The 14,946-nt window shown below is 46.7% G+C and carries 15 protein-coding genes; 5 read left to right on the plus strand and 10 right to left on the minus strand.

Annotated features, from left to right (window positions below; translation table 11 throughout):
- Positions 1 to 2: 2 nt before the first annotated feature.
- The gene (locus A7sIIA15_RS04455) at positions 3 to 1,349 is read right to left on the minus strand and encodes a class II 3-deoxy-7-phosphoheptulonate synthase (RefSeq protein WP_095685973.1); all 1,347 of its coding nucleotides are present in this window, start codon (positions 1,347 to 1,349) and stop codon (positions 3 to 5) included.
- A gap of 41 nt (positions 1,350 to 1,390) precedes the next feature.
- Positions 1,391 to 2,416, minus strand: a complete 1,026-nt coding sequence (locus A7sIIA15_RS04460; RefSeq protein ID WP_095685974.1) for a 6-phosphofructokinase — start codon at positions 2,414 to 2,416, stop codon at positions 1,391 to 1,393.
- A gap of 96 nt (positions 2,417 to 2,512) precedes the next feature.
- Between A7sIIA15_RS04460 and xylB the strand changes: the two genes are divergently transcribed.
- Positions 2,513 to 3,916 (plus strand): xylulokinase, encoded by a 1,404-nt coding sequence (gene xylB / locus A7sIIA15_RS04465; protein WP_095685975.1) that lies wholly within the window; start codon positions 2,513 to 2,515, stop codon positions 3,914 to 3,916.
- 4 nt (positions 3,917 to 3,920) lie between these two features.
- Here xylB and glgC read toward each other — a convergent pair whose 3' ends face one another.
- Positions 3,921 to 5,144 (minus strand): glucose-1-phosphate adenylyltransferase, encoded by a 1,224-nt coding sequence (gene glgC / locus A7sIIA15_RS04470; protein WP_095685976.1) that lies wholly within the window; start codon positions 5,142 to 5,144, stop codon positions 3,921 to 3,923.
- Positions 5,145 to 5,189: 45 nt separating this feature from the next.
- Between glgC and glgA the strand changes: the two genes are divergently transcribed.
- Together glgA and A7sIIA15_RS04480 are read left to right on the plus strand one after the other, a co-directional pair.
- Entirely contained in the window at positions 5,190 to 6,350 is a 1,161-nt protein-coding gene (glgA, locus tag A7sIIA15_RS04475) for a glycogen synthase (RefSeq protein WP_095685977.1), read from the plus strand.
- Entirely contained in the window at positions 6,351 to 7,214 is an 864-nt protein-coding gene (locus A7sIIA15_RS04480; RefSeq protein ID WP_095685978.1) for a DMT family transporter, read from the plus strand.
- Here the strand turns inward: A7sIIA15_RS04480 and era are convergent.
- The 6 genes from era to A7sIIA15_RS04510 all read right to left on the minus strand — a co-directional run bounded on the left by era (position 7,211) and on the right by A7sIIA15_RS04510 (position 11,773).
- Complete coding sequence (gene era / locus A7sIIA15_RS04485) at positions 7,211 to 8,131, minus strand: GTPase Era (protein ID WP_095686450.1); 921 nt, start codon at positions 8,129 to 8,131, stop codon at positions 7,211 to 7,213. The two genes, A7sIIA15_RS04480 and era, sit on opposite strands and share 4 nt — an antisense overlap.
- A 12-nt stretch (positions 8,132 to 8,143) precedes the next feature.
- Positions 8,144 to 9,028 carry a DNA-processing protein DprA gene (gene dprA, locus A7sIIA15_RS04490; RefSeq protein WP_095685979.1) on the minus strand — a complete coding sequence of 295 codons (885 nt, stop codon included), beginning with the start codon at positions 9,026 to 9,028 and terminating at the stop codon, positions 8,144 to 8,146.
- Between the two features lie 46 nt (positions 9,029 to 9,074).
- The gene (locus A7sIIA15_RS04495) at positions 9,075 to 9,686 is read right to left on the minus strand and encodes a ribonuclease HII (protein WP_095685980.1); all 612 of its coding nucleotides are present in this window, start codon (positions 9,684 to 9,686) and stop codon (positions 9,075 to 9,077) included.
- Positions 9,687 to 9,692: 6 nt separating this feature from the next.
- Positions 9,693 to 10,346, minus strand: coding sequence for a signal peptidase I (gene lepB / locus A7sIIA15_RS04500; RefSeq protein ID WP_095685981.1), 654 nt, complete (start codon positions 10,344 to 10,346; stop codon positions 9,693 to 9,695).
- 8 nt (positions 10,347 to 10,354) lie between these two features.
- The gene (gene rplS / locus A7sIIA15_RS07200; protein ID WP_095685982.1) at positions 10,355 to 10,906 is read right to left on the minus strand and encodes a 50S ribosomal protein L19; all 552 of its coding nucleotides are present in this window, start codon (positions 10,904 to 10,906) and stop codon (positions 10,355 to 10,357) included.
- Between the two features lie 102 nt (positions 10,907 to 11,008).
- A complete protein-coding gene (locus tag A7sIIA15_RS04510) occupies positions 11,009 to 11,773 on the minus strand; it encodes an inositol monophosphatase family protein (RefSeq protein ID WP_095686451.1) in 765 nt (254 codons plus the stop codon).
- Between the two features lie 34 nt (positions 11,774 to 11,807).
- Between A7sIIA15_RS04510 and A7sIIA15_RS04515 the strand changes: the two genes are divergently transcribed.
- Both A7sIIA15_RS04515 and sepH read left to right on the plus strand, forming a co-directional pair.
- A complete protein-coding gene (locus A7sIIA15_RS04515) occupies positions 11,808 to 13,049 on the plus strand; it encodes an MFS transporter (protein ID WP_190279111.1) in 1,242 nt (413 codons plus the stop codon).
- Positions 13,042 to 13,821, plus strand: a complete 780-nt coding sequence (gene sepH / locus A7sIIA15_RS04520; RefSeq protein ID WP_095685984.1) for a septation protein SepH — start codon at positions 13,042 to 13,044, stop codon at positions 13,819 to 13,821. Before A7sIIA15_RS04515 ends, sepH begins: the two co-directional genes overlap by 8 nt.
- Here sepH and A7sIIA15_RS04525 read toward each other — a convergent pair whose 3' ends face one another.
- Positions 13,822 to 14,934, minus strand: a complete 1,113-nt coding sequence (locus A7sIIA15_RS04525) for an alkaline phosphatase family protein (protein WP_095685985.1) — start codon at positions 14,932 to 14,934, stop codon at positions 13,822 to 13,824.
- Positions 14,935 to 14,946 lie beyond the last annotated feature (12 nt).

The raw sequence follows: 14,946 nt of genomic DNA on the forward strand, positions 1-14,946 counted from the left end.
AATTAGCGGTCGCGCAACATCTCAGCAACCAGGAAGGCAAGCTCCAAGGACTGAGAGTGATTTAAGCGCGGATCGCATGCAGTCTCATAGCGAGAAGCAAGGTCCTCATGTGAAATCTGCTCGCCACCACCAACGCATTCAGTGACATCATCGCCGGTTAGTTCAATATGAATTCCACCTGGATGTGTACCCAACGCCTTATGGACTTCAAAGAATCCCTTTACTTCATCCATAACATCATCAAATTTACGGGTCTTATAACCTGTTGGTGCCTCATATGTATTGCCATGCATTGGATCGCAGACCCACAAAACCTTTGCACCCGACTTAGTAACACCATCAACAAGTGCTGGCAAGGCTTCGCGAATCTTTCCAGCACCCATACGAGTAATAAAAGTAATGCGTCCTGGCTCACGATTTGGATCTAGCTTGTCAATGAGTGCAAGTGCGTCATCAACTGTGGACTTAGGTCCAAGCTTGATACCAATTGGGTTTCGAACCTTTGAAGCAAAATCAACATGAGCACCATCTAATTGACGTGTGCGCTCACCAATCCAGATGAAGTGACCTGATACATCGTATGGATTTCCGGTACGTGAATCGATACGTGTTAGCGCCTTCTCGTATTCAAGAATCAAGGCTTCATGACTTGAGAAGAAATCAACAGATTTAAATGACTCAGGATCTACTCCTGCTGATTGCATAAATGAAAGCGCACGGCCAATTTCATTAGCCATCTTTTCATAGCGCTCACCAACGGATGAATCGCGGATGAAGCCCTTGTTCCACTCATGCACCTGGCGAAGATCAGCAAAACCACCTTGTGTGAAGGCGCGTACTAAGTTCAAAGTTGAAGCTGATGTGTTGTAAACACGAACTAAACGGTTTGGATCTGGAGTTCTAGCAGCCTCATTGAACTCAATAGCATTGACTGCATCTCCGCGGTAAGCAGGAAGAGTTACATCCCCACGAGTCTCCATGTCATTAGAGCGTGGCTTAGCAAACTGACCTGCCATGCGTCCAACTTTTACAACTGGCAATGATGAGTAGTACTGCAGAACTGCAGCCATCTGCAAAATAGTTTTAATGCGGTTTCTAATTGAATCTGCAGTTGCTGCAGCAAATGTCTCTGCGCAATCTCCACCTTGTAACCAGAAAGCTTTTCCTTCTGCAGCAAGTGCAATACGTGCCTTTAAATCATCACATTCACCAGCAAAGACAAGTGGAGGAAAAGATTTAAGTTCAGCAACTGCTGCCTTGATTGGAGCACCCTCTGGACCGCCAGGCCACTGTGGTTGCTGGGCAGCCACAAGGCCAGGCGTGAAGAGATTATCTAGAGGAGAAGTCATGGGTTAAGGATAGAGAATCAATTGATAATCGCGTACCGCAATTATCCGAAGAAGATCTCTGACTCCTTATAGCGCTCTAGGGGAACGAGTTTGAGCTGTTCTGTGGCAGATGCCAGCGGAACACGCACGATATCGGTGCCATGAAGTGCAACCATCTTGCCCCAGTCACCTTCGTGAGCGGCAGTAATCGCCTGGAGACCAAATCGTGTAGCAAGAACACGGTCAAATGCTGTTGGTGATCCACCACGTTGGATGTGCCCCAGAACAGATGTGCGTGCTTCCTTGCCTGTGCGTGTTTCAATCTCATTAGCTAGCCAATCGCCAATTCCTGAAAGCTTGACGTGACCAAATGAATCAAGTGTCTGATCCTTTGTGACCATGTCGCCCTCTTGAGGAATAGCACCTTCTGCAATAACGATGATGGGTGCGTAATGAGATTTGAATCGAGATTCAACCCATTCGCATACCTTTTCGATTGAGAACTTTTGCTCTGGAATCAAAATACAAGCTGCTCCGCCTGCAAGGCCTGAGTGAAGTGCAATCCAGCCAGCATGGCGACCCATTACCTCAACGATTAATGCACGGTGATGTGACTCTGCTGTTGTGTGTAGACGATCGATTGCTTCAACTGCGATGTTCACCGCTGTATCAAATCCAAATGTGTAGTCAGTATTGTTCAAATCATTATCAATTGTCTTTGGAACACCAATAACTTTAACTCCCAGTGAATCCAGCTTTGTTGCAACACCCAAAGTATCTTCGCCACCGATTGCAATAAGCGCATCGATTCCAGCTTTAGCTAGGTTGTCCTTAATCTTTTCTACGCCGCCCTCAATCTTGAAAGGGTTAGTACGAGAAGATCCCAAGATTGTTCCGCCGCGAGGCAAGATGCCACGAGTTGTTTCAATATTCAGAGGCATTGTTAAGCCCTCTAGTGGACCTTTCCAACCATCGCGGAAACCGACAAATTCATGTCCGTACTCTTTTACGCCTTTACGAACTACGGCACGGATCACAGCATTTAGACCTGGGCAATCTCCGCCACCAGTAAGCACACCAATACGCATTATTAACTCCATTGAAAAGAAAATGATGAAGGGCTCGAGCTATCAAAAGCGCCCGGCCTGTGGTCAACGCTGACTGGAACAGTCTAGCCTTGCCACATGGCCAATCAACAAATTATCGCCGGCGTGGATTCATCCACTCAGTCGGTAAAAGTAGTGATGCGCGATGCCCACACGGGTCAACTCGTGCGCCAAGGCCGAGCAGCACATCCAGAAGGTACTGAAGTTGATCCCACACATTGGAAAAACGCCCTCGATAGTGCAATAAAAGATGCGGGCGGATTAGAAGATGTTCAAGCAATTTCTATCGCAGGACAACAACACGGCATGGTCGCACTCGATAGTAATGGTGAAATTATTAGACCAGCGCTTCTATGGAATGACACACGTTCTGCAAAAGCTGCCGAGGATTTAAACCGCGAAGAAGGCGGTAATGCTGAAATTGCTCGAAAAGTTGGTTCAGTATTAGTTGCATCATTTACTGCTTCAAAGCTTCGTTGGATGGCAGATAACGAACCAGAAAATGCCGCCCGTGTTGCATCTGTGGCCCTTCCCCATGATTGGCTCTCATGGCAACTGCAAGGTGGCAAAGATTTCACCACACTTTTCACAGATCGAAGTGATGCATCTGGAACTGGATACTTTGATCCAACAACTTCTCATTACCGCGAAGACATCTTGCGCCTTGCACTGCGCCATGACTCTGAACTGCGACTACCAAAAATTATTGCACCGAACTCTTTTGGCGGAACAACGACAACTGGAATACCAATTGCTGCAGGTGCTGGTGATAACGCAGGAGCAGCTCTAGGTGTGCAGGCACAACCAGGAGATGTTGTAGTTTCACTTGGAACATCTGGCACAGCATTTGCAGTCTCTGAAACTGCCACCCATGATGCAAGCGGAGCAGTTGCAGGTTTTGCTGATGCAACTGGTCGCTTCTTACCTCTTGTCTGCACATTAAATGCTGCACGCATCATGGATGCTGCAACAAAGATTCTTGGAAAAACACATGATGAAGTGGGAGCACTTGCACTATCTGCAACTGCTGGTGCAAATGGCTTAACTCTTCTGCCATATTTTGAAGGAGAGAGAACTCCTAACCGCCCAGATGCCACTGGAGTTTTCTCTGGGATGAACCTGAATAACTCAAATCCTGCCGATATTGCACGTGCCATGATTGAAGGAATGTTGGCTGGATTAGCTGATGCTGTTGATGCATTGATTGCACTTGGTGTGAACGTCAATCGCATACTTTTAATCGGAGGCGCTGCAAAGAACCCAGCAATTCCAACAATTGCTAGCGCACTCTTTGGCCGCGAAGTTTTGGTTCCGCCAGCCGGTGAATATGTTGCAGATGGCGCAGCTAAGCAAGCAGCATGGGCACTGCTGGGACAGATGCCAACGTGGGATTTAGGAAAAGTTTCACATCACGAATCTAAAGCCACACCACACGTAATGGATAAATACCGAACGCTGCGAGATAACACCGCAAATTGGTAGAACTTTAAGCTGTAACGCGAACACCCTTACCAACAACAATGATTCCACCAGGACTAATAGTGAATCGAGCACGATCTCGCTCTAAATCAACACCAATCTGTGCACCTGGCTCAACAACAACGTTCTTATCCAAAATGGCATTGCGTACGATTGATCTATCACCAATTCGAACTGATGGCATCAATACAGAGCCTTCAACAAGAGCGCCTCTTCCAACTGAAACATCATAGGAAACCACTGAGCCATTCAAGACTCCTCCAGAAATAATGGAGCCAGCGCCGACGATGGAATCATTTGCGCCACCGTTTTCGCTGAATTTGGCAGGTGGCAATGATGGTGGATTAGTAAGCAAAGGCCATTCGCGGTTATAAAGATTAAAGATTGGATGAACTGATACTAAATCCATGTGTGCGTCATAGTAAGAATCAATTGAACCCACATCGCGCCAGTAACCCTTATCGCGATCAGTCTCACCTGGCACCACGTTATTGGCAAAGTCATACACCTTTGCTTCACCATTTTTGGTTAGGAAAGGAATGATATTTCCACCCAAATCATGGCGTGACTCAATATCTTCAGAATCAATAATCAATGCTTCTTCCATGACACTGCGCTTAAAGATGTAGTTACCCATTGAAACCAAAGAGAGATCAGGATGACCTGGCATTGCAGGAGGATCAGAAGGCTTTTCATGAAATGCCTTAATTGTGATTCCATCTTCAGCTAATTCAATAACGCCAAACTCATGTGCTTCAGAGCGTGGAATGCGAATGGCTGCAACAGTTATTCCTGCACCTGTTTCAACATGTTGAACAAACATCTGACCTGGATCCATGCGATAGACGTGGTCTGCACCAAAGACCAAAACATGCTCAGGATTTTCATCATGGATTAAATTAAAGTTCTGCAAAATCGCATCAGCACTACCTGTATACCAACGTGGACCTAAGCGCTGTTGGGCAGGAACCGGGGTGATGTAGTTGCCAAGAAGAGCTGACATTCGCCACGTTGTTGTGATGTGACGGTCAAGTGAGTGAGATTTGTATTGAGTGAGCACGGCAATCTTTAACATGCTGGCATTTACTAGGTTAGATAAAACAAAATCAATCAGGCGATATGAACCACCAAATGGAACTGCAGGCTTTGCGCGATCTGCAGTTAGAGGCATTAAACGCTTTCCCTCACCGCCGGCAAGGACAATTCCAAGGGGAAGTTTAAGTTTTGCCATGCGCTAACGATAGCCTGTACCTCTTGATGCGGGTAGGGGGTTGATATGAGCGAGCTAAAAGTTGGCATCGTTACCAAAGAATGGCCCCCTGCAATCTATGGCGGGGCTGGTGTCCATGTACTCCAGTTAACGCAAGCCCTTCGCACAAACAAAGATGTCCATGTTGATGTTCACTGCTTTGGTGGAAAACGCGATGATGCTTTTGGATATGAGACTCCATCAGAGTTCACTTCATCAAATCCTGCAGTGCAAGCTATTGCCACTGATCTTGAAATCGCAACAAATTTGTCTAACGTTGATCTAGTTCACTCTCATACTTGGTATGCAAACATGGCAGGCCACTTTGCATCGTTGCAGTATTCAATCCCCCACATTGTTAGCGCCCACTCACTTGAACCACTTCGTCCTTGGAAAGCTGAACAACTTGGCGGGGGTTATGCGATTTCATCGTGGGCAGAAAAAACTGCCTATGAAGGCGCTGCAGCAATCATCGCCGTGAGTGAAGGAATGCGCGCAGATGTTTTAGCTGCCTATCCATCAGTTGATCCCAGCAAAGTTGTAACAATCCGCAACGGTGTTGATACAGCAAAATTTGCCCCAAATAATGATGCAGCCGTGCCAGCTAAATACGGCGTTACCGGTCCTTATGCAATCTTTGTTGGTCGCATTACTCGCCAAAAAGGTTTGGCACATTTGCTTCGTGCTTGGAAAGAGGTTCCTTCCGAGTATGGCCTTGTACTAGCTGCAGGTAGTCCAGATGAAGAAGGCATCGGCAAAGAAGTTGCTGATTTAATTGCAGAGCTTCAAAAAACCCGCAGCAACATCTGGTGGATTAAGGACATGCTCCCTCACGCTGAACTCACTGCGATGTTGACCCAAGCCCAGCTATTTCTATGTCCCTCAGTCTATGAACCACTTGGAATTGTTAATTTAGAGGCGATGGGCTGTGAAACAGCCGTTCTGGCATCTCGTGTGGGCGGAATTCCAGAAGTTGTTGCACATCAAGTGAGCGGTGAGTTGGTTGACTACAACGGTGATGGCCCAGCTTTTGAAGCCGCGTTCACGCAATCCATTACGCGTTTAATGTCACAGCCAGAACTGCTAAAAAAGTATGGAACTGCTGGCAGAGTACGCGCCATGAGCGAATTTGGTTGGGACGCAGTAGCTGCGGCAACCATTGCTCTCTATCGCCGTGTGATTGCATAAATGACTCGTAAATCCTGGATTCAATTCGGCATTGTCGGCTTTTTGTGGGGAATTCCTTATCTTCTTATGAAGGTAGCCGTTGCTGATATTCCACCTGCGCTCATCGTTGCTGGGCGCACGCTCATTGGTGCTGCAATCTTGATCCCTATTGCAATGAGGAAAAATACTTTCAAAGATGCGATTAAGGGTATTAAGTATGTTGCCCCGTATGCAGCACTTGAAATGATTGGTCCATGGATTCTCATAACAAGTGCTGAACAAGAGATTTCTTCTGGTCTTGCAGGATTACTTGTTTCAACTGTTCCTATTTTTTCAACTATTTTCTCTTCACTTCGTGGGGATCACAGCGTCTGGCAGCCAAAGAGAATCTTTGGTCTAGTTGTTGGCTTTGTCGGAATTATTGCCTTGGTTGGAATTGAATCTATAACTGGGAGTAGTAATCCAAAAGCCATCGCAATGGTGATTCTGGCTTCAATTCTCTATGCCTACGCCGTGCTGATGATCACCGCTAACTTGCCAGGTGTTGATGGAATTGCAATCAATGGTGTGGCAATGGGAATCACCTGTATTTTCTACACACCAATCGCCATTGCAGTATGGCCAAGTAATCCAGTTTCAGTAGAAGCAATATCAGCCCTCGTGGCACTTGGTGTATTTAGCACCGCTATCGCCTTCATGCTCTTCTTCATAGTCATCGTTGAAATCGGTGCAGCCCGTGGCTCGCTCACTACCTATGTAAACACCGCTGTTGCTGTGGTTCTTGGAATTATTATCTTGGATGAGCCAATTACTCTGGGAATTATTGTGGGTCTGCCTATGGTTGTTTTAGGTTCTTTTCTTGCAAGTCGTAAAGAAAAAGTCTAACGACGCTCTTCAAAACCTAGTTTGTCGAGCATGCGAGCATCACGCTGCCACTCTTTAGAAACTTTAATGTGTAGACCTAGGAAAATCTTGGCAACAAGTGCGCGCTCAATATCTGCGCGAGCTCTGATGCCAATCTCCTTTAAGCGGGTACCTTGATGGCCAAGCAGGATTGCGCGCTGTGTGTCACGTTCAACGTGGATAGTTGCGTGAACATCATAAAAGGGGCGAGATCCCTTTTCTTCTCGCTCACCAAACTCATCAATTGTTACAACGATGGAGTGAGGCAGTTCTTCTCGGACATCCTGTAGCGCAGCTTCTCGGATGAATTCACAAATTAACTGCTCGATTGCTTGATCACTAGTTGTGCCCTCTGGGTAATAGGCAGGACCAGTAGGAAGCGCGGCTCCGATGAGGCTATTGAGCAAATCGATTTGATCATGAATAGCAGCTGAAACAGGAATGATTTCATCCCACGTAAAGCCCTGAGCTAACTCCATGATTCCAGTTAAGCGAAGCGCCAGCTTTTCTTTAGACAATAAATCAGTCTTTGTAATAACTGCAAACTTCTTTGCCCGTGGATGCTTAGCGATTTCTTGTGCGATGTATACATCCCCAGCACCTGATGTTTCATCAGCTGGAATACACAAAATCACAACATCAACTGAATCCATAGATTGATCGACAACTGCGTTAAGGCGATGGCCTAATAAAGTCTTTGGCTTATGAACTCCAGGTGTGTCAACCAAAACTGCTTGGAAGTTATCTCCATGAACAATGCCGCGAATAGCACTACGGGTGGTGTTGGGATGATGCGAAGTAATTGCAATCTTGCTACCAACTAAAGCGTTAATGAGAGTGGATTTTCCAACGTTAGGGCGGCCAACAATGGCAACGAAGCCCGAACGGAAATCACTCATAGGCATATTCTCTCATTGATTTGCACCTATGAACTCCACTGCATCTGCAACGGATGTGATCAACTCAGCGGCACGTTCACTAATTAAGCGATGACATCCCTGACTCATTGCAGAGTTAATTGGTCCAGGAATTGCCATGACTGGGCGAAGAAGTTCGGCGGCATCGTGTGCGGTGCGAAGTGAACCACTTTTATAGGCCGCTTCAACCACCAAGGTTGCTTTGGCAATCGATGCAATCAAACGATTTCGCACAAGAAACCTAGATGGCATAGCGCTCTCATGTGGCATGAGTTCACTAATGAGTGCGCCATGTGCACTCATCTCATTAAAGAGTTTTTGATTCGATTTCGGATATGCCACTTCAATCCCCGTTGCCAGAACTGCAATCGTTCTTCCATTTGCATGAAGGGTTGCACGATGGGCATAGGAATCAATTCCATATGCTCCCCCGCTAATAATCGTCCACCCTAAATCTGAGAAACCACGAGCAAATTCACTAGCAACGTTGGCCCCATAGTTTGTGGGTTTGCGAGAGCCTACGATTGCTAATGAGTCAGTTATCAAGCAGGTTGAATCCCCTTTAACAATTAACCCGATGGGTGGATTTACAAGTTGGTTGACACCTATTGGCCAATGCTCGTGCTCAGGAGTTAAGAACTGCGCCCCAGCTTTTTCAATCTCATAGAGAATCTGACCTACATCAGCCACACGTATAGAAGTAATAATGGCCCTTGTTTTCTCCGCTGGGTAGCTTGCAGAAAGTATGGATTCCAAAACTTTAAGTGGACCGTGCGCAGAGATCTCAGCGCTCCAGAAGAAATGTCCAGGTTCAATGCATGAGAAGAGAATGGCGCGGGCTTCAAAGGGGGTCAAAAATGCTGGTGTTTGTATGTACATAAGGCGCCACGTTAAATCTGGCGGGTGATAAAAAACTTAGATCAAACTACTGCTTGTGAATAAGTGCAGCTACATTTGAAAAGGACTGACGGTGTTGTGCACAAGGCCCATGTTCATTCAGGGCTTGTGTGTGAGCTGCAGTGATGTATCCCTTATGTCCAGCAAAACCATAGAGCGGAAACTCTGTATCCATCTGACGCATAATGCGATCACGAGTTACCTTTGCAATGACCGAGGCAGCGCTAATGCTGACAACTACTTGGTCGCCTTTCCACACAGCTAAATTAGGAAGACCTAAACCTTCAATGGCATAGCCATCAGTTAAAACATAGGCCGGTATTACATCTAGGCCATTGACTGCTCTGCGCATGCCATCAAGATTTGCTGCGTGAACACCGCGTGCATCAACTTCCTCAGCTGGCACAATCACCACACTAATACTTGATGCAATGGATTCAATAAGTTCAAAGACTTCTTCGCGCTTGCCTTCACTAATCTCTTTTGAGTCGCGCACAGGTGCAAGCTCTGGTGCGAAAGGATCTTTTAAAACAACGGCTGCGATAACTAATGGACCAGCACATGCCCCGCGTCCTGCTTCATCAACGCCGGCAATAGGAGAGATTCCTGATTGAATGAGCAGCTGCTCAATAACCTTCATGTGGAACTACTTTAAAACGTTAATTTGTGGAACATAAGTAATGTGTTTGAACGGCCAGATAACTGCAACAACTCGGCCAGTAATGCGAGAGAGTGGAACAAAACCCTTATTGATATCGTCTTGGTGATATCTGGAGTCGGCACTTGCATTGCGGTGATCTCCCATAACCCAGACTTTTCCCTTAGGCACGGTGACATCAAAATTCATTTCACTGGCCTTATTTCCAGCAAAGATGTAAGGCTCTTTGATCGCCGTGCCGTTAACTGTTAACAGGCCAGCCTTGTCGCAGCAAATGACTCGATCTCCCCCAACGCCAACTACACGCTTGACCAAGTACTGCTTAGCTGGATTAGGCAACACACCAACTGCAACTAATCCTGTCTTTAACTTAGAAACATATTTGTTTGTTGAATAATCTGTGATTTCAGGTAGCCAACCTGCGGGATCGCGGAAAACTACAACATCACCACGGGCGATATTGCGCGAGAGGAATGGAATTTTATTAACAGCAACTCGGTCTTTGATCTGCAGAGTGTTTTCCATTGAGCCCGAAGGAATATAGAAAAACTGAACAAGGAAAGTCTTTATAAGCAGGGAGACAACAAGTGCTACTACAACAAGGATTGGGAGCTCCCGAAGGAGGGAACCCTTACGACGCATGGAGCTGATTATTCGGCTTTAGGAGTTTCTTCAACAACTTCTTCAGCAACTGGAGCTTCAACAACCGCTTCAACTACTGGAGCCTCTACAACTTCTTCAACAACAGGTGCCACTGCTACTTGCGCTTCAACAACTTCCTCAACAACAGCAGCTGCTGGAACTACCGCTGCGATTGGTTCTGGTGTTGAAAGAATTCCATCACCGTAACCTTCAACGCCATCGCGCTTTTCGCGAATCTTTGCAGCCTTACCGCGTAGATCGCGTAGGTAGTAAAGCTTGGCGCGACGTACTTCGCCCTTCTTTACTAATTCAATCTTTTCAATAACTGGAGTGTGAACTGGGAATGTGCGCTCTACGCCAACACCGTAAGAAACTTTACGGATTGTGAAAGTCTCGCGAACTCCATCACCTTGGCGACGGATAACGATTCCCTGGAAAACCTGAAGACGGCTCTTGCTACCTTCGATAACACGGACGTGAATCTTGAGCTCATCACCAGCACGAAACTGTGGGATGTCTTTGCGCAGCGATGCTGCATCTACGGCGTCAAGAATGTTCATGGAATTCGTCCTTTTTTATCTTCATCTCTTAAGCACCGGCTTTGGCAGGTGCAGACTGCGTATCTTGCCACAGAAGGGGCCTTGAGCCTAAATCGGGTACATCTAGGCGGGAATCTCCCGCATGAGCCCAGCATGCAGGTGGGCACCGCCAGCCACCGTTAACTCCATCCCCCGCCATGAATGCGTGGTGACAACTGCCCCAGCCTCAGTGGCAATCAGAGCTCCAGCCGCTAAATCCCACTCCTTTAATCCAGTTTCGATATAGCCATCCACCATTCCCGTTGCCACACAACACAGATCAGTTGCAGCAGCTCCCATTCGGCGAATATCTCTAATCTTTGGAACTAATTGATTGACTAAATCTAATTGGTTAATTCGATCTTTGAGTTCATATGCAAAACCAGTTGCAATTAAAGCTCGGTTTAATTCAATGGGTTCATTGCAGGAAATCGGTAGGTTATTGAGGAAAGCACCGCCACCACGGGTTGCATGCCATGTGGCATCAATCGTGGGTGCGTGCACCACACCTGCCACTGTTCCTTCAGAATCTTTAACGGCAATACTGATGTTCCAACCAGGTAGGCCATAGAAATAGTTAACAGTTCCATCTACTGGATCTATCACCCAGGTGTAACCGGATGTACTCACCCTATCTGCGCCTTCTTCACCAATGATCCCATCATCTGGGCGGGCGGCAAGAATGGCGTTAACAATGAGTTTTTCACTTGCAATATCCATCTGTGTTGCAATATCTATCGCAGTTGATTTAGAAGTTAACTCCCAAGAGGCTGGTCTATCAACAAGTAATCGGCCAGCTTGCTTGGCAATATCCAAAGCCAGCGCTAAGAGTTCATCATTAATACTCACGAGCACATCCTAACCCTGCAATAGGATGTCTCACATGTTCTCGGCATATACAACCCTGTTTCGCACTCCGGGAGCGATGAAGTTTTCTATTTCAGGCCTCATCGGCCGAATGCCGATTTCTATGGATTCATTAGCCCTAATTTTTATTGTTGTGGCAGTCAGTGATTCCTATGCATTAGCTGGGGCGCTAAGCGCAGTTGCCTCCATTGTTATCTCTATTGCAAACCCATTTTGGTCAAGGCTTGCAGATCGCATTGGGCAACGAAAGATGTTAATGAGAGTCGTGCCAATGAAAATCATTGGTCTTTCACTCTTTATCGCACTCGTGATGAATGGAGCACCGGTCTGGACTTGGTTTGTATCAATCATTTTGGCTGAGCTTGCTGCAATCAACACTGGCGGCTTAGTACGCCGCCGTTGGCTTCATGTCTTAAGTCCTGATAAATCAACAACGGCTGAAGATGAAACAGATAAGCATGTGGTGAATACCGCTTACTCCTATGAAGCTTTAATGGATGAAGTTGTATTTATCGTTGGTCCAATTACTGCCACCGCATGTGCAACATCGATTGCACCAGCTGCAGGTCTAATCGCTGGAATGATTTTGATGTCTATCGGTCTGCCACTCTTTGCAATGCAACGGGCAACTGAGCCGCCACCATCACCGGTGCGCGTTAAGGATCCTCATCCCCCAGTTATTGGAATACCAATCGTTCAGGCCATTGCACTTGCCACCACTTTCACTGGCGGCTTCTTTGGAGCTATCTCAATTACGGTTGTTGGATTTGCCGAAAGCCAAGGAGCCAAGTCTTATTCTGGTTTGCTCCTAGGCATTTGGGCATCTGGCAGCGCAGTCATGGCCATCATTAATGGACTGATTAAATGGAAAACTCCATACGTTGGCCGTTTTCTAATCTTCTTAACTGCGCTGACTACATTATCGATTCCATTTATATTTGTGGATTCAATATTCTGGCTAGCCATAGCCCTGTTCTTTAATGGCTTTGCTATCGCGCCATTGATTGTTAATGCCTATGGTGTTGTGCAAGAGGTAGTGCCCAGTGAACAGATCACTGAATCATTTACTTGGGTCGTTGCCGGTATGCCGTTAGGTGGTGCAATCTCTAGCGCACTCGGCGGATGGATCATCGATACCTACGGGGCGCAAACGGCTTTCTGGGTGCCCCTGGGATTTATGTGTGCAGCTTTATTAGCCACACTGCCCTACTTTCGCGTTTATAAGGGGCTCATCCATTACTCTCTGAACCGTGACTGAGCTTCGATTAAACGGCAAGAATGAGGACGGTACTCACTTGTCCCTGCACGACAATGATGGCAATGAGTTCACTGTTCGCATTAGCGACACATTGCGTGCCACAGTTAATCAACCTCGTCTTTCTGCAGTTCCAGAACAAGAAGCCGACACAATTTCTATCAAAGAGATTCAACGTCGCTTGCGTGCTGGTGAGTTAGCTGAAGAGTTAGCACGCGAAAATAATATTCCGATTGAAAAAATCGAACGCTTCTCCGGTCCAATCTTGCAAGAGCGCATCTACATCATTGATCAAGCCCAACAAGTCTCTGTTCGCAAAGAAGGAAGCCGCGATCCAGTTAACTTGTTGGGCGTAGTTGTTTCTCGTCTTGCCCCGCGCAATATCGATCTTTCAGATCTTTCCTGGAACACATGGCGCCATGAAGATTCAACTTGGACAGTTGAACTGCATTACCCAAACACCAGTGGTGTGGGAATTGCGCAATGGAACTTTGACACAACTCGTCGTGTGCTCACATCTATGGATGAGAATGCGCGTTGGATGATGGGCGATGAGCCACCAGCACGTCAGATGAGCGCACCGGGTCTTGTCTATTCAGATGCAAATCACCCTTCTTTGCGTGAAGACATCACCCCTATGCCAGAAGTTCCACGCTTGGCAGTTATTCGTGAACTCCCAGATGATGAGGCTGCGCGCGATGGTGTTGTTGCACGAGCAAAGGTTCCTAGCTGGGATGAAATTATGTTCGGCATCAAACCTACTGAAGATCAGTAATCAACTTAACGTTGTAGTTAATAACCCAACTTCAGACTCCATCTGACTATCTCCGCCGTGGTGTCCCACCATCGCACCTTCCTTATCAGCGCGCTCTGGATCAAGTAAAACAACTGCGCTTTGAGCAATAGCTATCACTTCACCCATGCGATCTAATGCATCAGCACTCACATCACTTCCAAATAGCTCTAAAGTGATTGCACTTTCGCGAGTAAGAACTGTTGCTCTTTCGCCCAAATACTCCTGCCACCTGCTGGCTAATTCACTTCGTGCACTCACGCTGTCGTTATCTGGTGAGAGATAGAGATGTCTTGCTCTTGGTTCTCCCCCAATGACTGCCACACCCTCTAACAATGGATTGTCTTGTCCAATAATTATCTTCTCACTTGCATTGACCATTCCATGATCTGAAGTGAGCCAAATGCGGGTGCCATGTGGCATCTCTTTCATGAGGTTTGAAAACATTTGATCAATCATTCCAAGTGCTGCTAACCACTTCTCACTTCCAACGCCATCACTATGTCCTGCTACATCTAAATCATTGACATAGAGATAGACAAAAGAAGGTGTCTTTTGTAGTGCTGCTTTAGTCTCTGCAATTAAATCTGTTGAAACATTTGCACCCTTGTAGTTGGCTCCGCGAAAGACTGCTCGTGTGAAGCCAGAGTTCTCATAGCGTTTGGCTGCAACATGTGTGACGTTGATGTTTTCGGCAACTGCGCGCTCAAACAAAGTGGGAACTGGCTGCCAGTTGATGGGATCAACGCGCTCATCCCATTTAAGAGCGTTAAGGATTCGACCGCCACTGCGTGGAACTTGCACGGTGTATCCGAGCATTCCGTGCACGCCAGGCAAAGTTCCAGTCATGAGCGTTGCTAATGAGGTGGCAGTAGTTGATGGAAAAGAAGTTTGAATAGTTGAAAACTTTGTGAGCCGGGCGATAGTTGGCATGACATCTGCGTATTTTTCAATAACATCTGCGCCAAAGCCATCGATAAGAAATAGAAGTTCACGCCCGCTGGGTGAAGGCCCAATCGCTAAAAGGTCTTCAGAAGTCGATAGCCCCAAGGATGTAAAGATCGATGGAGTTATCTGGGATAAATGCACGTTCATATCTTCTCATTA

It is taken from the genome of Candidatus Planktophila vernalis, assembly GCF_002288185.1.
Lineage (GTDB): Bacteria > Actinomycetota > Actinomycetes > Nanopelagicales > Nanopelagicaceae > Planktophila > Planktophila vernalis.